This is a genomic window from Haloquadratum walsbyi J07HQW2 (genome assembly GCF_000415985.1).
Lineage (GTDB): Archaea > Halobacteriota > Halobacteria > Halobacteriales > Haloferacaceae > Haloquadratum > Haloquadratum walsbyi_B.
Genome location: NZ_KE356561.1, coordinates 2,159,697 through 2,181,158 on the forward strand (window position 1 = coordinate 2,159,697; position 21,462 = coordinate 2,181,158).

20 protein-coding genes, 1 tRNA gene and 1 pseudogene are annotated in these 21,462 nt (G+C 46.8%); 11 read left to right on the forward strand and 11 right to left on the reverse strand.

What is annotated here, in order from left to right; translation table 11 throughout:
- Positions 1-186 precede the first annotated feature (186 nt).
- Entirely contained in the window at positions 187-768 is a 582-nt protein-coding gene (locus J07HQW2_RS10120; protein WP_021055401.1) for an IMP cyclohydrolase, read from the reverse strand.
- Between the two features lie 111 nt (positions 769-879).
- Between J07HQW2_RS10120 and J07HQW2_RS10125 the strand changes: the two genes are divergently transcribed.
- Positions 880-952: transfer RNA gene (locus J07HQW2_RS10125), tRNA-Gln, on the forward strand.
- Between the two features lie 209 nt (positions 953-1,161).
- Here J07HQW2_RS10125 and cgi121 read toward each other — a convergent pair.
- The 6 genes from cgi121 to J07HQW2_RS10145 all read right to left on the reverse strand — a co-directional run bounded on the left by cgi121 (position 1,162) and on the right by J07HQW2_RS10145 (position 6,040).
- The gene (cgi121, locus tag J07HQW2_RS10130) at positions 1,162-1,659 is read right to left on the reverse strand and encodes a KEOPS complex subunit Cgi121 (RefSeq protein ID WP_021055402.1); all 498 of its coding nucleotides are present in this window, start codon (positions 1,657-1,659) and stop codon (positions 1,162-1,164) included.
- Positions 1,656-4,106, reverse strand: coding sequence for an ATP-dependent DNA helicase (locus J07HQW2_RS10135; protein ID WP_021055403.1), 2,451 nt, complete (start codon positions 4,104-4,106; stop codon positions 1,656-1,658). Before J07HQW2_RS10135 ends, cgi121 begins: the two co-directional genes overlap by 4 nt.
- A gap of 312 nt (positions 4,107-4,418) precedes the next feature.
- A complete protein-coding gene (locus tag J07HQW2_RS20015) occupies positions 4,419-4,652 on the reverse strand; it encodes a zinc ribbon domain-containing protein (RefSeq protein ID WP_021055404.1) in 234 nt (77 codons plus the stop codon).
- 54 nt (positions 4,653-4,706) lie between these two features.
- Positions 4,707-5,255, reverse strand: a complete 549-nt coding sequence (locus tag J07HQW2_RS18450) for a transposase (RefSeq protein ID WP_021055405.1) — start codon at positions 5,253-5,255, stop codon at positions 4,707-4,709.
- A 124-nt stretch (positions 5,256-5,379) separates the two neighbouring features.
- The gene (locus J07HQW2_RS18455; RefSeq protein WP_303704070.1) at positions 5,380-5,577 is read right to left on the reverse strand and encodes a hypothetical protein; all 198 of its coding nucleotides are present in this window, start codon (positions 5,575-5,577) and stop codon (positions 5,380-5,382) included.
- A gap of 220 nt (positions 5,578-5,797) precedes the next feature.
- The gene (locus tag J07HQW2_RS10145; RefSeq protein ID WP_021055406.1) at positions 5,798-6,040 is read right to left on the reverse strand and encodes a hypothetical protein; all 243 of its coding nucleotides are present in this window, start codon (positions 6,038-6,040) and stop codon (positions 5,798-5,800) included.
- A gap of 242 nt (positions 6,041-6,282) precedes the next feature.
- Here J07HQW2_RS10145 and J07HQW2_RS10150 point away from each other — a divergent pair, with 242 nt between their 5' ends.
- A complete protein-coding gene (locus J07HQW2_RS10150; protein WP_303704071.1) occupies positions 6,283-6,429 on the forward strand; it encodes a hypothetical protein in 147 nt (48 codons plus the stop codon).
- On the forward strand, positions 6,429-8,687 hold the full coding sequence (locus J07HQW2_RS10155; protein WP_021055408.1) for an AAA family ATPase: 2,259 nt from the start codon (positions 6,429-6,431) through the stop codon (positions 8,685-8,687). Before J07HQW2_RS10150 ends, J07HQW2_RS10155 begins: the two co-directional genes overlap by 1 nt.
- 44 nt (positions 8,688-8,731) lie before the next feature.
- On the opposite strand, the gene J07HQW2_RS10160 is transcribed toward J07HQW2_RS10155, so the two are convergent.
- Both J07HQW2_RS10160 and J07HQW2_RS10165 read right to left on the reverse strand, forming a co-directional pair.
- Positions 8,732-8,986: a hypothetical protein gene (locus tag J07HQW2_RS10160; RefSeq protein ID WP_303704072.1), complete on the reverse strand. Its 255-nt coding sequence runs from the start codon at positions 8,984-8,986 to the stop codon at positions 8,732-8,734.
- Positions 8,987-9,316: 330 nt separating this feature from the next.
- Entirely contained in the window at positions 9,317-10,081 is a 765-nt protein-coding gene (locus tag J07HQW2_RS10165) for a bacteriorhodopsin (protein ID WP_394324612.1), read from the reverse strand.
- 211 nt (positions 10,082-10,292) lie between these two features.
- Between J07HQW2_RS10165 and J07HQW2_RS10170 the strand changes: the two genes are divergently transcribed.
- Positions 10,293-10,649: a hypothetical protein gene (locus tag J07HQW2_RS10170; RefSeq protein WP_021055411.1), complete on the forward strand. Its 357-nt coding sequence runs from the start codon at positions 10,293-10,295 to the stop codon at positions 10,647-10,649.
- 361 nt (positions 10,650-11,010) lie between these two features.
- On the forward strand, positions 11,011-11,253 hold the full coding sequence (locus J07HQW2_RS10175; RefSeq protein WP_021055412.1) for a ferredoxin: 243 nt from the start codon (positions 11,011-11,013) through the stop codon (positions 11,251-11,253).
- Positions 11,254-11,423: 170 nt separating this feature from the next.
- On the opposite strand, the gene J07HQW2_RS10180 is transcribed toward J07HQW2_RS10175, so the two are convergent.
- Positions 11,424-12,164, reverse strand: coding sequence for a bacteriorhodopsin (locus tag J07HQW2_RS10180; RefSeq protein ID WP_021055413.1), 741 nt, complete (start codon positions 12,162-12,164; stop codon positions 11,424-11,426).
- Positions 12,165-12,589: 425 nt separating this feature from the next.
- Here J07HQW2_RS10180 and J07HQW2_RS10185 point away from each other — a divergent pair, with 425 nt between their 5' ends.
- The 6 genes from J07HQW2_RS10185 to J07HQW2_RS10210 all read left to right on the forward strand — a co-directional run bounded on the left by J07HQW2_RS10185 (position 12,590) and on the right by J07HQW2_RS10210 (position 20,566).
- Entirely contained in the window at positions 12,590-13,348 is a 759-nt protein-coding gene (locus J07HQW2_RS10185; protein WP_021055414.1) for a lycopene cyclase domain-containing protein, read from the forward strand.
- Positions 13,339-14,376, forward strand: coding sequence for a Brp/Blh family beta-carotene 15,15'-dioxygenase (locus J07HQW2_RS10190; protein ID WP_021055415.1), 1,038 nt, complete (start codon positions 13,339-13,341; stop codon positions 14,374-14,376). The genes J07HQW2_RS10185 and J07HQW2_RS10190 overlap by 10 nt, the downstream gene beginning before the upstream one ends.
- A gap of 85 nt (positions 14,377-14,461) precedes the next feature.
- Positions 14,462-16,987 carry a DEAD/DEAH box helicase gene (locus J07HQW2_RS10195; protein WP_021055416.1) on the forward strand — a complete coding sequence of 842 codons (2,526 nt, stop codon included), beginning with the start codon at positions 14,462-14,464 and terminating at the stop codon, positions 16,985-16,987.
- A 1,322-nt stretch (positions 16,988-18,309) separates the two neighbouring features.
- Positions 18,310-18,678, forward strand: a complete 369-nt coding sequence (locus J07HQW2_RS18460; RefSeq protein WP_021055419.1) for a hypothetical protein — start codon at positions 18,310-18,312, stop codon at positions 18,676-18,678.
- Between the two features lie 296 nt (positions 18,679-18,974).
- A complete protein-coding gene (hisI, locus tag J07HQW2_RS10205; RefSeq protein WP_303704074.1) occupies positions 18,975-19,373 on the forward strand; it encodes a phosphoribosyl-AMP cyclohydrolase in 399 nt (132 codons plus the stop codon).
- Between the two features lie 14 nt (positions 19,374-19,387).
- Positions 19,388-20,566, forward strand: coding sequence for a DUF7118 family protein (locus tag J07HQW2_RS10210; RefSeq protein ID WP_021055421.1), 1,179 nt, complete (start codon positions 19,388-19,390; stop codon positions 20,564-20,566).
- An 85-nt stretch (positions 20,567-20,651) separates the two neighbouring features.
- On the opposite strand, the pseudogene J07HQW2_RS18465 reads toward J07HQW2_RS10210, so the two are convergent.
- A pseudogene (locus tag J07HQW2_RS18465) lies at positions 20,652-21,462 on the reverse strand (phosphoglucosamine mutase); the annotation flags it as partial.

Consider the following 21,462-nt stretch of genomic DNA (forward strand, 5'->3'; position numbering starts at 1 on the left):
TGTGATACTAATCACATAATAAATACGATAAGTTATCGAACAGTTGTATCATAAAATAATAAATTTGGTAGCTATACGATGTCACATCCGTATCATCAGGCGTGAATTAAATAGATAATTACAATGAGTGATAATGAGAATTGAGGCTCCATGCTCTGTGCGTATTGCATTATCCTAGCGCGTATGTTAATTGCCATTGTAGATGTTAGTCTCAACATCCCCCGTTTCACTCTGACGCGTAACTGCAGCAGCACATACCGGATGTTCATACTCTAATTCATATGCGTTTTGTGCAATCTCCTCAACATCATTTTCGAGTGATAATTCTGCTCTTGTTGGGGCATCCGCTTCATATGTACTCACAAGCGTCGGTTCTGAGACTGATTTGATAATAAGCGCATCTTGACGGATGATTCCCACATATGCGGATGATCCGAGCACTCCGGCGATCCGGGGTGTATTATAATCATCTTTCTCATAATCGAGTGCTAACAATGCTTCTGCGAGAGCATCTCTAGTTGGATATCCTCGATCAAGCTTCTCTGCGATTGGATCAACATGTGACCCGTTCCCAATAACAACTCTCTCTCCGCCTTGTCGTATACAATTGTATGATATGTATGGACTATCAGTTTGTGGTGCCTCTGAGGTAGGAACGACGGTCAATCTATCATCTCGAGAGATAATTTGTCGATTTGGATATGACCGCGATGAAACCCGATATACAGCGGTTCTCTCCCCAATGATAACGAAGCGACCGAGGTACATACTATCAATTGATAATCGGTGTAATAATATGTACTGATATTACTATCGTATCGGCATCACTCAATGCTTCGCAACACTCATATAGAATCCAGTATTACTCATGATTGAAATAGTCCCGTGGGGTAGTGGCCAATCCTGTTGCCTTCTGGGGGCAATGACCCAAGTTCGAATCTTGGTGGGACTACTTTCAACATTCATTTTCACAGAATAACTACAATATATCCATATCACAGATATTTGGATTCAGCTACCTGTCTGCGTTGATTCGGCATTTTTAATATGGTTCTCAGAAGTATTATTTCGACTCGAATCAAAAGCCGAATGACAACCGGTCACAATAAAATATAATCGGATCTTCCAATCGAAACAAGAGGGTGATTGTATATATAATATTTAACGCTCAACAGCGAGTAGTGCAACACGCTCGAGGACGATCGATTCAATGTCACCACTGACAGTATCAATTTCACTGGCAGTAATATCGAAATATGACTGTACCAGATCAGGGTCGTATGACCCAAGCACCTCAGTATCAAGATCATCAACTACGCTCGATTCGATAGAATCTGCGGCTCCAGTTTCATCATCACCAGTAATAACTACTACAATACGGTTCAGACCGGTCGAGACGCCGATATCAAGTGCATCCGTAATCTGACGTCGACCCGCTGCGTACAGTAAAATCTCAACTGAGCGTTCTCGAGCAATGTTATTATCCCGGCGTCGAGCGCGGTCAGCACACTCAACAGCCCGCTCAATATGTTGCCGATCTACAATGTATCGAGCGTCGAATACCTGTATTGCTACATTTGCCATCTCTTCAATCGTATCGATATCTGAGACAAACCTATTGACATCATCAATCGCTACCTCACCACAGACGAATTTCACGAAAAATCACCAAGTCCAGCCTGATTTCCACTGTCATCATCAACATCGCGATTCTGTTGGGTCTCTGCTGTGGCTTCAGCCACGTTCGCATTCGCCCCGCCATCTGCGTCTGCATTAATTGAGTCTCCAGGCGCCTCATCAATGTCATCCATCGAAGTATCCGAACGTCCAGCGTTCTCAAGAATGCGCTCAGCCGTCTTTCGCCGACCACGAAGTGCCCGAAGCACAATCCCTTTTTCAGCGGTTCGAAGAGCTGCACTATCTTCAATTCCAGAATCATAGAGCCTTCGGGCACGCTTTCGTCCGATACCACGGACATCAACAAGATCAAGTAATTCTTCTTTAACTCCGTCCTCGACACGCCGTCGAGCATCAGCAATCGGCTTCGTCTTCATTCCAAGTTCGCCAGCTAACTGTTCTGCCGCTCCAAGAAGCCAACTCGCTGTGTCAACTTTCCCCCTGATATCGCCGGGTCCGACATCATATCGTTCTGTGATTTGATCTTCAGATATCTCATCCGCCCAATCTTCGAGAAGTCGTCCGGTCTTCAATGCCGATAACCATGACTCGAATCGAACATCATCATACTCAGACGGTGTCCGTTCGAGCAGTTCAGCTTCACGCTCATAGCAGACCTGACTAAAACGCTCTTTATCACCTGACTTGAGATACAATTCATACATATCAGGTGTCCGACAAACGAGCTGATACAACCCAAATGCCGTTGGATACGTTACTGCTGGCTCATCACCATCTTCATGCACAGTATCACCTGCCGATTTAGCGAATTCACTCGCTGGCTGAAACCCATCGGCTGCATGCTCTGTTGATCTATCACTGAGAGCATTAACTTGTACAGTTTCGTTTTTTGCAGCCCATTGTAATCCATCGATAATCGTTGCAGCACTCATCGGATCGAGATACAATCGCGAAACGGTATGACCAAGTCCGGTTGCTGAGAGGGTTTCATCATCCTCTGTAATAAATTCATTACGTTTGAGATATTCAAGAACAGTGTCTGTAACCGTTTTCAACCGTCCATTTGTGTCCGTCTGTGTTGCATATAATGTCTTCTTCAGAAAGGCGAGAAGTTCTGTTCGACTTCGTGCAAACCCGGTTGCAATTGTTGCGAGCACATGTGTTCGAAGTGCAGGTTCAGAGGCAAGTTTTGAGCGCACCGACTCGAGATCTGCATCGATATATCGATCAAATAGTTCATCACGTGTATCATTATCTCCAGCGAGCAACACTGCCTCCCCGTATGGATCAAGACCAGGTCGACCTGCTCGTCCCATCATCTGGTGAACTTCGAGTGTATCAAGTGGTTTCATTCCACCGTACTCACTGTCATAGCGCCGCCAATCACGGACAATAACACGACGACTGGGTGTGTTGACACCCGCAGCGAGTGTCGGTGTTGCAGCAATGCATTTGAGCTGTCGATCTCGGAAGGCATCCTCAACAAGCGATCGGTGCTCTGCTGCAAGTCCAGCATGATGAAATGCAGCTCCCTCTTCAACACACGTTGCAAGTGTTTCGCTCGTTTCAGTATCTGAAACGCCTCGAATTGACGCCGCGATCTCTGCTAATGATGCTCGTTCTTCAGTTGTCAAGACTGGTGCTGTAACCTCACAAAGTCGTTTCGCAGCGGATTCAGCATTTCGTCGTGAATTGACGAAGACAAGCGTCGATCCCTGGTCATCCTCATCATCACCTGCAAGCGTATCCGCGACAAGAGCCGGTGTCTGTCGTTCTCCACTCTCAACTGGAACGGGTTGTTGGCTATCATCGTTGAACGTAATCGCATTTCCATAATGAACACCCATCTGCAACTCGATTGGACGCCAGTCTGTATCGACGAGCGATGCATCTAGCCAATTAGCAATAGCGTCCGCATTTCCAATCGTCGCCGAAAGTGCAACGACTTGCAAATCACTGTTTCGCTGGCGGAGCTTTCCAAGTGTCACCTCAAGCGTTGGTCCACGCGTTCGGTCATTGACAAGATGAACCTCATCAGAAACAACACACCCTAACTGATCGATCCACGGCGCATCATTGCGAATAAGTGAATCAACCTTTTCAGATGTTGCTACAATAATATCTCGCGAAGCTAGCCATTCACCACTGGAATCGTAATTTCCGGTTGAGACACCAATATCGACACCGAATTCTTCCCAACGCTCAAACTCAGTTCGTTTCTCTGAAGCAAGCGCACGTAGCGGGACGATATATAGTGCTGTCTCACCACGTTCAATCGCCGCTAACATTGCTAATTCAGCAATAAGCGTCTTTCCTGAGGCGGTCGGGACCGATGCAACAAGGCTCTCACCATCGGTCAGCCCTGTGTTGACGGCTGACTCTTGTGGTGGATACAACTCTGTGACGCCCTCTGCACGAAGTTTGTCAGAGACGCCCGGGGGCAATCCGGAGACGTCGTCAGGTTCCATTACTGTTTATTGGCATTACTGTCAATTAATCATTGTTGGTCATCCGATGCAACTCAATAGAATTCGATTGATTATATCACGTAGATACCTGACAGGCGTAATAGATCTATTACAATGAATAAAACGACCCCTCGATATCACATGTATTTCTGGTTGATCGCCATAGCATCTACCAACGTCTCTTGAGTGAAGTGAACTACCCTGACCTACTCCGCTATCACTCCGGTGAGGACAGGGCTTCCGTGCTCTGAAATTATAGTTTCTGTTTCAACGACGGAATTTGAAACCAACTCGTCCCGATGACGGGTCCCCTCAGATATTCCAGTCTCCGACAGATGTTCTGATTCGGACTGTCCCAGCCCTACATTCGAAACCCACCCCCAATTCTTCCAATCCAAGACGCTGAGCTTCTATTGAAACATTTTGATCTCTGTTTGTTTCGTAATCACACGACGGACAGGAATGCTCTTGAACCCATAATAGCTTGTCCGATTCGCCACCGCACTTCGCACATCGTTTTGTCGTTTCCTCAGGCGGGACTTTCATGACGTGACACCCGTTGCTCTCACCGTAGCGTTCAGACGCTTGGATTAGCTTATATCACGACATTGAGGCGATATTCCGACTGGTACCGATCTGTCTCATCATCGACCCGACATTCAAATCCCCAAGAAACACGACATCATACTCTTGAGTATACCACGATGCGAGTTTTTCACGATGATTGTTTAATTGCTCGTACACTCTCGCCAAGTCTTGCTGAGTCTTATTCCAATTGTCTGACTTGTGTTCTTTTCGAGAAATGTCTCGATGACGGGTTTCAATCTGCTCTCTATCTTTCTTTCCGTCAAGCGGAGCGAATGTTCGCCCGTCAGAATCGTTAATGAACTTTGTCATACCAATGTCGATTCCCACCGTGTCCTCAGGTTCAATTTCTTCTATCGCTGGTGGCTCTGGGTATTTTGCTTCGTGTCCGACTATTATACAGATGACCTGTTCGCCTATTTTCTCGTTTTTAAATACGACTTTCTTTATTTCACCGGCTTGGTTTTGCTGTGTTCTGAGTGGTCGGTGATAATCTAAGTGGAAATCACTGACATTCCAGAAGTTAACGATAGCATGCCCAGTCGATTCCGTGTTACTGTCCACGTCAAAGCCAGACTGGTTGTGCGTGATGCTACGGTATTCTCATGGTGCTTTCCACTTGAGTTCTTAACCTCACCTACATCTACATCATATCCACGTTCTTTCAGTCCATCCAGAGCCGGCTCAGTTATTTTGATACGTCTAACAGCCATTTGTAGTGTTTTGGATAGACACCTTTCGACTCTGTCCACTTGTCCTTCCATTCTGGGGGCTTGTTCTGCATCGTCGTGTACGACGGTTTGTCGCACTGTGATGCTGGTTTGCGCTGTTGTGTGAGGGTTTGGTCGTATACCTGTCGCCCAATCTGAATCGTATTCCAAAGCACTATTGTAGGTATGTTTGCTTTCTGGATGTACACTGTAGTTGAAGATTGTTTTGGTCACTTTGTGCTCTGAGCGGTGGTATTCTATCCAATTATATGCTTGATTGTCAAGATTATTATATATTTGTAGTAGGATATAGTTGTGATAATCGGACGGCTGTATCCCTTCCATATTCGTCAGCGAAGCTGACTTCTTGAGGAGGAGAACTTAGCCTTGTTAGTGTTAAAATCGCCGCTTTGCGATTCGCCGCACCACCACTCCCAATATGAGAATCAGTGTCGATAACAGCGTTAACGACCCTACAAGTGGGAGGTTCCCTGCTTGCAAAGCATCCCATGCAAATGGAACAAGCGCAAGTGCAACGATTGCATGTAATCCAAATGCAACCGCTGGAAATCCAATCTCAATAGACGACGTTCCTCCGTCTGTCCGTATGGTTGACTGCTGTGACGTATCATCTGTCATAATTGCTGATATGATTGCAGTCATATAGATGTTGACGGCTTCATGTTATCGGAACGATCTTTGGTTACCCCATCTCTATCGCTAATCAAATACGTTCGATAAAAACTGAAGACTTCATGTCCTCGTTGAGCCCAAACGGACAACAACTATAATCCGTCTCGTCTCTCAATAAGAACCAATTAAACTCCATGGTATCGATAGACCCTAGAGACAGACTTCCACTCGTTTCAGCCGCCGTTGTAATGGCTCTCGGAAATATTATCGGATATGCCGTTGGTACGACGATGTATTTGACAATCTTTGCAGGTCCTGTTGCAGTCTTTGCATTCGGCGGTGTTCGGTACCTTCTCCATGGAAGTCCATATCCTGATAGCATGAGCAGTAACTAATGAAACGCGTTGCCGCAACAGTTACCATTGATTCGGAACTCCCGCCCGATACGGTTCGTCTCAGGTGGCCGCTGATTGATTCGACTGCTCGCGCACGCGACACCGCGGACAGCACGGTCGATGATTCCACGTCTCCGTTAGATTCGGATGTGGTCCGACTTCGGACAAACAATGGTCGAATGACCGCTGCGGTAGTTCGTCCTGACTCGACGGTTAGTCCTGAGACGATTATTGTATCGTCAAATCTTGCAGCAGCACTTGATATCTCTAGCGATACAAACGGAGCTGTAGATTCAGATCAAAACTCCCAGACTGATCATGTCGTGACTGTTGAGCCAACCACCGTCTCGCCTGCATATCAACTCACCGTCGCTCCAGTCGCTGAACTATCGATTAGCGGGGGCGAGCGGACAGTCCGTCAGGCACTCGACACCCGACCGCTTGTCTGTGGTGACACTATCCCAACTGTATTTCTTGACGGATCTCTTGAGCTGCCAGTTCGTATCACTAAAACGCGTCCAGACGGTCCTGTTGCTATCACAGAAAAGACGGAACTCCAACTAGACTCTGGTCCGGCATCTAACGCAACGCCTCCGCAACAAGTCCCGATTCCACCAGCAGGAATCGGTGGCTATGATGATATCATTGAAGCCTGTCGGCGTACTATCGCAGATCCGCTGATACACGCCGATACATACCATGTCGATGATCGTTCGGCAGCCTCAGGTGTGCTTATTGAGGGACAATCTGGTGTTGGCAAGACGCATCTTATCCGCCACAGCGCGTGGTATGCCGATGCAACAATTCGAACAATTGACTGTACAGCACTCGCCTCAGAATCGCCATCCAATATCACTGATGAACTTGCCTCACATACAGCGGCGATTACAACCGGTAACTCAACATCAACAATTGTTCTCATCGACAATCTTGAGATAATTGGCGAGGATGACGATGCAATTGCCCGTCAGATTGGGGCATGGATTGAAAAAACGCTACAACTTGATTCGGCAACTGTTGTTGCTGAATGTACTGATGCAGATGCTATCGATCCGGTTTTCACCCGTGGCGGTCGTCTCTCACGGATAATTTCAGTTACTGCTCCAACCCCAGAAGACCGTGCAGCGATTATTTCGATTCTATTCAATGATACACCGATTGTCTCTCGTATCGATTATACTGCTGTTGCTGAGCAGACGCTTGGATATGTTGCAGCTGATATAATTAATTTGCGTGCACGTGCAATTGAAGCCGCACTTGCTCGATACGATACCGAAGATAACAAACAGACAGAATTCAGGATTCTTCCACCGGATATTGAGATAGCGATTACTGAAACGACACCGAGTGCTGCTGAAACAACCGGCTCTGTTCCTTCAACGACATTTGAGGATATTGGTGGACTTGCAGCACCAAAGCGCGAGCTCACTCGGGCGGTTGAATGGCCACTTCAGTATCCGGAGGCACTTTCTCGACTTGGCGTTGATGCGCCTGCTGGGATTTTGCTATATGGACCACCAGGAACTGGAAAAACAATGCTGGCACGTGCAGTTGCATCAACAACAGATGCAAACTTCTTGACTGTTGATGGTCCAGAACTCCTCAACAAATATGTTGGCGAGAGTGAACGCCGTGTTCGACAGTTATTCACTCGTGCGAGAGATAGTTCACCAGCGGTTGTCTTCTTTGATGAGGTTGATGCACTTGGGTCCGCCCGCGCAGGTGATGGTGCCTCCGCCACAGAGCGCGTTGTATCACAGCTATTGACTGAGCTTGATGGTCTTCATCCTCGTGAGCAAGTCACTGTTATTGGTGCAACAAACCGCCCTGATCGTATTGATGATGCACTTACCCGACCTGGGCGATTTGACCGTGTTGTCGAGGTTCCACTTCCAGGTCCTGAGGCTCGTCAGGAAATTATCCGTATTCATACCCGCGATCGACCGACTGAGCCACTCGATATTGATGAAATCGCAAAAAAAACTGATGGATATTCTGGAAGCGATATTAGTGCTGTCCTACAGGAAGCGAGTCTGCTCGCGCTTGAGGAACATCTCGGTGCAGCCGAATCTGATGCAGCTGAGGACACGAAATCAATTCAGACGACTCCACCGGATGCGACTCCAGCAGGTGTTGAATCGCTTGAGGCTGTGCGCATTCACCGCCGCCACGTTGATGCTGCACTCGACCGCATTGGACCATCATTATCTGCAACCGCAAGAGAGCGATATGCCTCGTTTAATGATACCCAATCCTAAACATACGAACAACTGTGTCTAGATTCTGCATTAATGTCGGTTATTCATGCTCGCTCCTGTCCAAACTGTTGTTTCTGATGTAGTTGGAACATTGATAGAACAACACCGGCTGTCGCAATCAGTTCTATCAGGAGCACAACAGTAAACGCCGGAAAGAATTCCAACTGAAGAATCGTTTGAATTACTGGCAACGCGAATAATCCTCCAATGCCAACGATCACGGAGAAAACTAATCCGGTAAGTGCTCGCTGATTTAATGATTCTGGTGCGAGTTCCGCTTCACCATCACTTTGATCCATGGTCATTTGATAGCCAACAATTACAGTATATATTCATATACACTTGAAACTACTCGCTATACTCTTATGTTCCTCTGAGATGGCGCACCGAGTATATTGATCTACAAGAACATGGATAACTAGTGCAATTGCATCAATCACTGCACTCGCCTCAATGGATAATCACTATCTTATCTAGTTAGGCTGTGCTGTTTATATGATTATACAACGGATATAAAAAAATTGAAAAGCTATACTCGGAGTGAATCGAGACTTCGTATCAGTGAAAGCCACGAAAACATGTGGCACCACCAATATTTGCACTCGCGGATTATTAGCGTCAGCCTGTCGCTAGTCTGCAGCAGTTTCTTGTGCAGACGGCGTTGGCTCGCTGCCACCGCCAATAATGGCTCGACTGCGTAGGAGGATAAATCCAAATCCAATCTTTGAGACCAGATCAAGAACCATGAAGAGAAGCGTTTCACCATAAAGACCGGTGAGTGCAAGCCCTTCAGTTCCAACAAGCCATGCAACCGGGTATATTGCCCACGTTACAAGAATGATATTCCGAAGTGCATTGAATGTTGATTGCGTATCCTCATCTGCATCATTAACTGCCTCACCGAAGACGGCAACTAGGTAGTACAGGAGGAACACCATCGCGACGGTGCTGATCGTCCAGAAGGCGTACCGAGCAACAGGGAGTTTAACTAGTGTTGCGGTAAGACCGGTTACGATCATGAACGCGTCGATACCAACAAGCGCACCGATATCACGCTGACTTGCACCAGCGAGAAGACCGACGTCAAGCAGAAGCAGTGGTGTTGTGAATAGCCAATCGGCATATCGTGCCCAATACACGTCAACAACACGACCGGTTTCTAGTGTCACTTCGGTCAATCCGAAGCCAAAGAACATCGATAGATACGATGCAGCTGCGATTCCCGGAATGAGGATTGTGATGACATAAAACTCCTTCTGACGGGGATCCTGCACATCCCATCCGTCAGCCATGAAGTAAAGCATCCCAAGCAACATTCCGATCGTTCCGAGGGCTAACCATATGCCCTCGCCTTCTACTCCGAGACTGCTCATCTGTAGCGCCAGCTGAGACATTGCAATAGTCAGTATGTGCTCCTCACACTTAACAATATTCGCCGACCCAGCAACAAATTTTAAGTCTAGTACACACCAAATTTGATTGATACACACAATAAAGTTGCAGACTGAAACTACGAGACTGAAACAACTCACATATGTGGAATAAAGTGAGCACTATCAAATATCGAGGCTGAACCCGCGGTCAGTTATCAATCATGAAAGAATTATGAGCGGAGATGAGACGACAGAAATTGAATCCGAAGAGGAAACGACACAGACAGACACTACAGTAGAGGCTGAAGATGAAGCCGAAGCTGAAGCTGAACCGGAAACAACGCTTGATATCGAAGCGGCGGCTGAACAAGAGGCATCTGTCGAGGCGCTTCAGGACACTGTTAAAGAACAAGGTGACCGGATTGAGGAGCTTGAAGACCTCGTATTAGATCTTTCAGCACGAGTTGCAAGTGGCGATGCGACCGGTGTTTGTCCAGATTGTCATGGTCCAGTTATCAAATCAAATCCATTCTTCCGCAGTGCAAAAATAAAATGCGCTGATTGTGGACGTATTTTCCACAAATACTAGCGCTGTCAGTATCGGCCTGGTATCTTATATTATTTCACGTCACAGCGTGACTAGCGACTATTCTTTCAATTCGGTATCTATGATTGATGATATCTTAGATAGTCCTGTTGAGATGGTCGCTGACAGACTACTGATAGTTTTGATGTGATTTTCGCACATCGAACCGTGCTGTTTGTACTCTACTCTCTATTTTTGATAGATTGGTAGTATGCGAATCATTCATTACAAATGCAATATATAACATGAACACTGATCCTTGATTCGAATGAAACAGGATTTAGAAAGAGATCAGTATGTTGAGTTCGTTTTCTCACGTGCCTGACAGCGTTATCACTATACTACTACATCGCCGATAGGATATATGCGAATCAGATACAATCGCGAAACGTGTATCGGGATGTTTCAATGCGTCAATGAGTGGGACGCATTCGAGAAAAATATGAACGCTGGAAAAGCTGATCTAGTTGAGGCTGAGGAAGTTGAAGATGGAATATTTGAGCGTGAGGTTCCTGAGGATGCGGAATTCGAAGCAAAGTTTGCTGCTCGTGTCTGTCCAGTTGATGCAATTGAAGTGTACGACGATGACGGCGAACAGATCGTCTAAATATTATCGCATATAGGGGATATGATTAATCATGCCATGATTGGTGGTGCGACTGAGGCTGCATGTTCACTGCTCACGTTTATTAAACACATGTAGCTAATCTGGGGTCACAATAGTTAGCCTATGATAATAAAACTGAAGTGAGTTATGGCTTGCATCCGACGCGAACGTCACTGTGACTTGATATCGCCCTTTGATGTAGGATGATCGGCGGTCTGAAGAATGTCCTGACTATTAAGTAAGACAGCACCGAACCCGACTTTTGTCCCAATATCGAGGACAACATATAGCATTATTTCTGTCGTGATAGTAATCATCCCAAAGCCACCGCCCGTTCCGAGAATCCACACAAGCGGATACAATGCCCACAGCCCGAGTGTAATATTACGAAGTCGCCTAAATACTACACCAGTCGCAGTTGATCGGTTTCTCGCACGTCTTGAAAACTCACCGAGTAGGTAATATAACAAAATGATAAATGCCGCAGTGCTCACCGCCCACCATGCAATTCTGATAACAGCACCCTGTTGCATCATCGAACCGGCGAGTCCACCGAGGATCATGATCACATCGATGACGAGCAGCTTGTAAATCATCCGCTTTCTTACACCTGCAACCAATGCTAGATCAATTATCAAAAGTGGAGTTGTCAATAGCCAGTCGGCATATCGTGCCCAATAAATATCAACGCCCGCAGCTCCTCTTATAGGCATCGAGATGACACCTAGTCCTGTCGCCATCGCAAGATATGCAGCCGCTGCAATCGCTGGAATTATCGTTGTGATAATATAATAAGTTTGTTGCTCCGGATCAGTTGATCCTCGACCTTGTACGGCAAAGTATACTGTTCCGAGTAGCATTCCGATGAATCCAACCCACAGCCAGGTCGCTTCTGAGCCTGGTGTCGCCATACCCACATACTATTCTATTCTCTCATGATTTATATGCTATGGCGGATCGCTATGCTTCGTCAGGATTGATCCCTCAGTATTGTGAAATTATGAGAAATACCATTCTATCAATCGTTGATTATTCGTCTTTCGGCAATCCTGCTCTGATGAATATCTAAATAATAAAAGATTTGACATAACGATTGTTCACTAATTGCGATATAAAAGCCACATCAGTGGAATCAGCATACTCTGGTAAGCGTATTCTAGTATACCGGAAGGAAACTCCCAATTTCAATATATTAACTAATATATGCTGCGCACATCAGTAATATCATTTTATATATTTCAATCGGACTCATCAGGTAACACTACATTTATGTCCAAACCACTCACATTTTACTCATGCATCATATCCGTAATTGCCGTTACTATATTACCCACCTGTGAGCGGACTCTCGTATGCGGGATTTCATGTTCTATTTACATTCCCGCCACTTGCGTATCTCCTTGCCTTCGGGACGATCCCGACTCGTCGAGCCGTCCGTGTCGGAATCGTACTCATGACTATCGTCGCGCTGATATACACAACACCGTGGGATAATTATCTAATCCAACGTGGCGTGTGGTGGTATGGTCAGGATGATATATTTGCCCGCATCTGGAAGGCACCGGTTGGTGAGTACCTATTCTTCATTCTTCAGCCGATTTTAACCGGACTTTGGGTCACAACACTTGCCCCTGATGCCACATACCGTCATGGGGATTTTCATCGCAAACCTCGAATAATCGGTGCTCTTGGATGGCTTGGATTTGCTATCGTTGGTGCCATGCTTCTCACAGTCGAATCTGGATTTTATTTGGGTGCAATTCTCGTGTGGGCTTGCCCGGTTGTGGCACTTCAGTGGGCTGTTGGTGGTGGATATCTTGCTCGACGATGGCGTGAGTGGTCGCTTGCTGTTGCCGTCCCGACAGTATATTTATGGATGATTGATAGCATCGCCATTGCGCTTGGTGTCTGGACAATCTCTGATCAATACTCAAGTGGTATTGATCTTTTTGATCTCCCCATTGAAGAAGCCATATTCTTTCTTATAACAAATATACTCATCGCATATGGATTAATTCTATTTGAGTGGATTATTGATTACTGGCATCATCATCCAAATGCTATTGGACCGGAGGTGTCCAGTGAGTGGCTGTAACTGAATCACTCTCGAATACCGCTCGGCAAACACTTGGGCGCAGTATCTTCATTCCCGTCTGGCTCATGCTGATAGGATGCATTCTCCTTGCACCGCTTATTACGGCTCTCTCGCCGCAGTTGCGTTATCTTCCATTTGCTCTGAGTCTTCTTCTATTCGGATTACCACATGGTGCCGTTGATCATCTTGTTCCGGCACGAACAGCTAATGCAACAGTTACGATTAGATCGATGCTGTCCGTTGGTGGATTATACTTCATCATTGGTGGTATATACCTTGGCTGGTGGTTCCTTGCCCCGACCAGTGCTGCCATTGTATTTGTATTCATGACATTATTTCACTGGGGACAGGGTGACATCTATGCACTTTTATCATTTCTTGATGCTGATCATCTTCCAACTCGATCTGAACGAGCACTCTCGGTTATCACTCGAGGAGCGATGCCGATGCTCGTTCCACTTATTACACATCCAGCATCATATCAACGCGTCCTCGTTGCCTTTATCGAGCTTTTCAGCATAGACATCATATCAATTGGATTCCTGTTCTCATCGCCGGTTCGTAGCGGCGTTACCGCTATTCTCGTCGGTCTCACTGCGACGACTATTGTGGTCGGTGCATGGCGTGTTTACACTGGGGCGACCGTTCGTCCATATCTTATTGATGCCGGTGAACTCGGATTATTGTGGGTCTTCTTCATCACTCTCCCACCTATTTTCGCCGTTGGTGTTTATTTCTGTGTCTGGCACTCACTTCGTCACATCGCCCGAGTTGCGATTGTTGATCAACCATCCCGGCAAGCGCTCAACTCAGCGCAAATTAGCCCTGCCATCCGGCGGTTTACTCGTGATGCAGCACCCCTCACTGCCGTTGCGCTCCTGTTTTTCCTTGGATTATACATTCTCGTCCCGCGCCCACCAGATGATATTGAATCCCTTGCTGCGTTGTACTTAGTTGGCATTGCAGCACTTACTGCTCCACATGTCGTCATTGTGTCGTGGATGGACCGGGTGCAGGCAATCTGGTGAGATGTTCAGCTCCGACTATATCAATTAGCATCGAATATACGTTTAACCGATAACTGTTAATTGTTCCTTGATATATACCCTATTGATGGCTGCCACCGATGATCCCGCGTATGTGGACCATCCGCTTCTTGTTTCGTCGTTTATCGAGCAACGACTGTATCAACTTCAACTCGCAGAAACTGCTCGCGAAACGGATACTCTTGTCTGTCTCCCGACAGGGCTTGGCAAAACAACTGTCAGCCTACTTGTCACAGCGAGTCGACTCAACTCTGTCGGTGGCACTGCACTATTCCTTGCCCCGACAAAACCGCTTGTCCGTCAACATATCGAATTTTATCGCAATGCGCTTACCATTCCTGATGAGGATATTGTTGTATTCACGGGAGAGATACCTCCTCATAAAAGAGAAACACTCTGGGATGATGCACAAATTGTTATTGCAACCCCACAGGTGATTGAAAATGACCTTATTGGCAATCGGATTTCGCTCGACTCAGTCACACATTTGACGTTTGATGAGTGTCATCGAGCAACCGGTAAGTATGCATACGTATACATCGCAGGACGATATCACGATGATGCCACTAATCCACGTGTGACAGGCATGAGCGCCTCTCCAGGTGGCGATAAGGAAGAAATCGTGACCGTATGTAACAATATCGGAGTCTCAGCCGTTGAGGTGATGACAGAAGGTGATGCGGATGTGGATGAATATACATACACCACCGACGTTGAGTGGGAGCGTATTGAACTTCCTGATGATATCATCCAGATTCGAGATGCACTCAATGATGTTATTCGTGACCGACTTCAACAACTGAAATCTCTTGGTGTCTCAAGCACAACTCAGCCTGATGTCTCACAAAAACAATTGAATAAAATAAGAGGGAAGTTGCAGAAACTGATCGACGCCGACAACTCAGATGGCTATGCTGGGATGTCGACACATGCAGAGGTCATGAAATTACGCCGCGCTGTCGAACTCGTTGAGACGCAATCAGTTGAATCCGTTCGTCAGTATTTCGAACGCCAACGCAATGCGGCACAGTCATCAGGGGCCTCAAAAGCTAGTCAGCGACTTGTTGCTGAACCGAAGGTTCGCCAATCAATGCAACTTGCAGAGTCATTTGATGGGACGCATCCAAAGTTTTCTCACACCCGAATCCTTCTTGCACAAACACTCGGTATTGAGGGCGGTGAACGCGTAATTATATTTACCGAATCACGAGATACAGTTGAGGCACTCACAGAATTCCTTTCAGCTTCATTTGATGTTCAACGATTCGTTGGACAGAATGACACCGGTCGTTCTGACGGCATGACCCAACGTCAACAACAGGAAACACTTGAAGCATTTCGTGCAGGTGAATTTGAGGTACTCGTCTCAACGTCAGTCGCCGAAGAGGGACTTGACGTTCCTGAGGTCGACCTTGTACTCTTTTTTGAACCAGTTCCAACGGCGATCCGATCAATACAGCGAAAGGGTCGAACAGGTCGACAGACCGAGGGACGCGTCGTTGTTCTTCTTGCTGAGGACACGCGGGATGAAGCATACTTTTGGATTTCACGGCGACGCGAAAAGAAGATGGAATCTGAATTACGCTCGCTTAAGCAATCTGTTGATACTATTGAATCATCAATTGTTCCGCCACAAGAAGAACTGACAACATACAACCATGATCAGTCGACCGAAATGGATACGAAAGCGTCGAATACAGGTGCAGATACGACTACAAAGCCAGATTCTGATGTGTCCACGCAAGGGGTGATGAATTCTGACGAAGACAATCAATCAGGGATCACAGACTTTGCTCCTAGTGATGCAGAAGTTCCGAGTACGGACAGCAAAACGCAATCAGCCGAGGAAAAAAACAACGACACGGGATCTACAGACACTGATACGAATACCGATGTCTCCAAATCTCCTCCAACACCGGACGTTGATACCGATAAGGATACTATTGAAATCGTCGTTGACCAGCGTGAGCTTGACTCAGCAGTCCCAAAGAGCCTCTCAACTCGTAATGCCGTTCAGACGCGCCTGGAAACGCTCGCCGTCGGTGATTATGTGCTTTCAGACCGTGTTGCTGTTGAGCGAAAATCAACAACTGATTTTCTCGATACGTTGCTTGATACCGATCGATCATTGTTCGAACAGACCGGTGACCTCGTTCGAGCCTATCGACGGCCAGTTCTTATGCTTGAAGGAGAGCTGACAGCACTGTATTCAGAGCGAAATATCGAGCCACGTGCGATCCAAGGTGCACTCGCATCGCTTGCTGTTGACTTTGATCTGAGTATCGTTCAGACGCGTGATGACAGTGATACTGCGGATATGCTTGAGACAATTGCAACCCGCGAACAAACCTCACGTGATCGGAGTATAAGTGTGCACGGAGAAAAAAGCGCGAAGACATTACAAGAACAACAAGAGTATGTTGTCTCTTCGATTGCTGATATAGGTCCTGTTACCGCACAGTCATTACTTGATTTCTTTGGTACTGTTGAGGCTGTGATGATAGCGAGTGAAAATGAGCTTACGGAAGTCGATGGCGTTGGTGCTGTCACTGCAGGACGTATTCGTGATATTGTTGGAAGCGATTATTCTTAATCGGTCTGATTCGGTGTGTCTGAATGCATCCGCATTGACATCATCTCGTGAATAAAGACGCGCACTTTCCTTGCTCTGCATGATCAGAAAGACGGAAACTACAATATAATATCTCTCTCGATTTCAATATGATTGCTAGTATCTCGGATCTCTTTCGATTATCTATCATCTTGATTCTCATATGTGCTGCATGGCATGATGTGAGAACTCGTCGTCTCTCCTCGCACGTCTGACCACTGCTTGTTATTCTGGCTATGATTCTTGTTATTTGGGATAGCTCAGCATACTTTACAAGATTTGGGTTTATAAGGGTCAAGGAGAATCCCTGCGGCTTCAGCCGCAGGACAGGACAGGACAGGCTGAATCCGACAACTCGGAGGTAATCTCCCCGGCGATAGTTGCGGTGAGATTGACAATCCGCAACTGAAACTGACAGGCAACAGTACATACCGATAGGAATCAGGCTCAGAACAGAGTGATTTCCGCCAGTCCTCCGATTACGATGGCGGCCTGCCCTGTCCGCCCCAAGTAATGAGACAGTAATCGGACCCAGTCTGGTGAACGGTCGGTTCCTATAATGAACCGATGCAGTGCCTTGCCCGACTGCTGGAAGCACCACAGAAAGTAACTCCAAGTCTGTCGAAGTCTGCCGGACTCCCAACGGCACAACCAACTGTGGGAGTCCGAACACGATGGACGAGAGGATAGGAGTGGAGTGGAGTCCCGGGGACGGGGCTGGGCTTGGCACTCCCATCGTCAGCAGTCCACTCACTCTACCCGTGACAGTCCGTGAACCCCACACGGATTCTCACCGTACTGGGGTTCGGTGGAACTGTAACCCTAAAATTGAAATCTCCACCGCTCACACTCACACTCAGGATTCCTCCGCGTTTACGCGGAGGAGGATGTCAATTATAGCCCAATCACTACCATATTCATTGTTCGCGGTAGTATCAATTTCTTGATTATTCCACTTGCAACGGTCTCTGGCTCGGCGGTGCAGATGCCAAAGCGCTGATGACACTTGCAATCTCTATTTCGACAGTCCCAATGTATCAGCTTTCGGGGTTGACATTTCCTCCACTAACAGCTCCGCTGAGTGTGTTCTCATCAACAATTCTCACGAACACAGTACTGCTTACCGCCGTATATCCAATTACTCTGATTCTTCAGAATATCCGCAAAAGAGTATGGCAGTTCCCGGTTGCACTTTTTGCCCGACCGGTCAATATCGATAATCTTGAACACGAACACGGATGTCTGGTTGAACCTCAGACTGTATCACACGAAATGGAATTGATCTTGATCTTGATGCGCTCCGGATGTATCTCCGATGGCGTGGTACAACACTCAGTGCAATCCGTGATTCGCTCATAACACATCGCGACCCTGCGAGCATTGTTCAAACACACACTCCAACTGATGGTGCTGTCGGCATCGAATCAGATTATTTACTATCAGGAAATATGCCTGCTGAATCTCACGCAGATCTGAGCCTCTCTGATTCAACGGACTCTGCTTCAGCTGATTCAACAGATCTGCGGGGTGCCACCAGGTTTCTTGATGGGGTCGACCACCGTGCGTATGGAAGTTTAACAACGCAACTTCGAAACACACTGACGTTAGTTTCAACGCCCGACCGACAGACAGTGTGGGTTTCCCCAGTCATTTCTTGTCACAACCTGTTTTGACACTATTATTGGCTTTATTTACAGCGATATACTGTTTGGATTACTAAGTCTTGATTAGTTGTAGCGCTGATCTCCCCACTGAGTTCTTCTCCGACTCACTGAATACGGATGCTAATTGTCAAATAGCAGTAGAGTCGAAAACATCAGACTTCGATGATCGGCTCTCTATGACGATACTGGTGAGCATATCGTCGCCTTCTCCACCTAGTTGATACTAATTGATAGACAATATCTAAATGTCGCATAGAGCGCTTGGACGCAAGACATATCGGCCACAATCATCTCATATTGATTCGATGGCTGATGATGCTGTGAACGGAAATAAAATTGACGCTGAGATTGAGATCACATTCAACTCAGATGGACTCGTGCCCGCCATTGCGCAGGATGCTGATTCTGGTGAGGTATTAATGCTTGCATATGTCTCACCAACAGCACTCAAGCGAACACGTGAGACCGGGCAGGCGCATTATTACTCTCGCAGTCGAGAGGAACTTTGGAAGAAAGGCGAAACAAGTGGTCATACACAGCGCATTTGTGAGATTCGTGCCGACTGTGATGCCGATACTATATTATATCTTGTTGAGCAGACTGGAGGAGCGTGCCATACAGGTCATCAATCATGTTTCTACCGCACTCTCGATGGAACGGAGGTTATTAACCGTGTTTTTGATCCAGAGAGCGTCTATGAATAACAAAGGAGATACATATGTCTGCTATCGGTCTTGATAATGACGCTTCTGGTGCGGTAATCGATTTACTTGATACCACCGAATCGGTTCTTATAGAATTACAAGATGCCGCAGAGCGATATGAGACCATTACAACACAAATCGATAACACGGGACATGATGCTGTTGTTGAAACAGCAGACGCATATCGTCGGGCAACAGGACTTCTTGATAAATATATTGACTCAGCGACTGGAACAGGCGATTTTCAAGCATATGTTGAATTTCAAAATAAGTTTCTTGGCTGCGTTGAGGAGTTACCTGATGAACTCCCGGCTCGTGAGGCATTTGAGACTGCTGCGGACCGACTCGACTCTCGCCGACTTAGTGAAGGTGATTTCGCGTCCGCCCGCGAGGACCTCGCCCCAGCAAAGAAATATATTGAGCAGCTTGAGTCATATAATCAGATAACAGAGGAAATTAAGACTGCCCGCCGAAACGTTACACTCCATCGTCGCAAGATCAATGACGCAATTGATATGCACAATGAGGCGCTCTCATTTGCAGATGTTGATTTCGATTCTCCCGTTGAGCAATTATTAGACCCGATTAAGGCGTATAATGATCAACTTCGCTCAGAATTCAATGAATTTATCACAACGGCATCGGTCGCAGCAGTCATCGATTTTCTTGAATATGCTGATTTGTTTCCACTTGTTGCATTTCAATCACCTCCACCTGATCTCAGACGATTTGCCCGCGAGAGCCCTGATGCTAATGAGTCGATTCCAACAGTATTGGAATTTGCATCATACTCTGGCTCCAAACTTGATCACTATGCAACAGATCCAGCGCTGCTACAAACGACAGTTGCGGTACATCAGACCTTTCTTGAGCGTCTTGACGCAGATCCACTCATTATCGAACGACCTCCACCGACTGCTGGGACACTTCGTCAATTTAGTGGTGAGGCAATATCGATACTGGGACGATTTGCCAGTGAGGAAACGATTGCTCACCTTCGAGCGATTCGAGATCAAAGCTATGAGGATTCATACGACCGGCTTCGAACCGCTCTTCGCGCACAGACTGATCTGAGCGCAAATGAACGTGAACGACTCCGCACTGGGACGATGGCTGATGAACGTGATATGCTTATTGAGGCTCGTGACCGGCTCACGGAAGCGCTCGCAGAAACGCAGTCACATATCGAATAACTAGTGTCCAGTATACGATACCGACCACCGTAGCACAGATACTGCAACTGCTAAGTACCTCGTTAGATAAAGAGAGTAACTAATATCATCTGACATCATCGACAGCATCATAGAGTTTGTTCGCAGCCGCATCAGCAAGCTTCTGTGCTCGTGATTTTTTATCTGCTTCTGTGTATACTCGCACTACTGGTTCTGTTCCTGATGGTCGAATGAGCACCCATGCGTCGCCATAATCAAGCCGATACCCATCAACTGTGTTCGGCGTTACATCTGCTTCCTCTGCAAACTCCTGAGCGCTCATCATCAACGCCTCTAGTCCTTCCTCAGAATCATATTCGATATTAGTCCGAACATTTGCGTATTCAGTGTACGGCTCAATGATGCTGCTGGCCGGTTGATCACATATCAACCGGAGAAATTTGGCGGCGATATACGCTCCATCACGAACTAGTCGGAAGTTTGGAAAAAAGACCCCGCCATTACCTTCGCCAGCGATTGGCACTGATATATCCGCTGTCTGCAGTTCTCGAATTTTCGTAATGATATTTGTTGACCCAATCGGGGTCAACTCCAATGTAGCATCCACACGATTGCAAACATCAACAAGTCGCTGTGAAACATTTACCGCAGCAACGGTCGCACTATTGCTATCGAGTTCGGCTGCAGCAAGTGCAGCAAGTGATGCCTCCCCGGATATCTGTTGCCCTTGTTCATCAATAAAGACAGCACGATCAGCATCACCATCATGTGCAATGCCAACGTCAGCGCCTGAGGCGGTTACAAGCGAGCGAAGGGCGGTGAGATTCGAAGCGATTGGTTCAGATGGACGACCGGGAAAATGACCATCCGGCGTTGCATTCACTGTTACGACGTCACATCCAAGTTTGCGAAAAAAC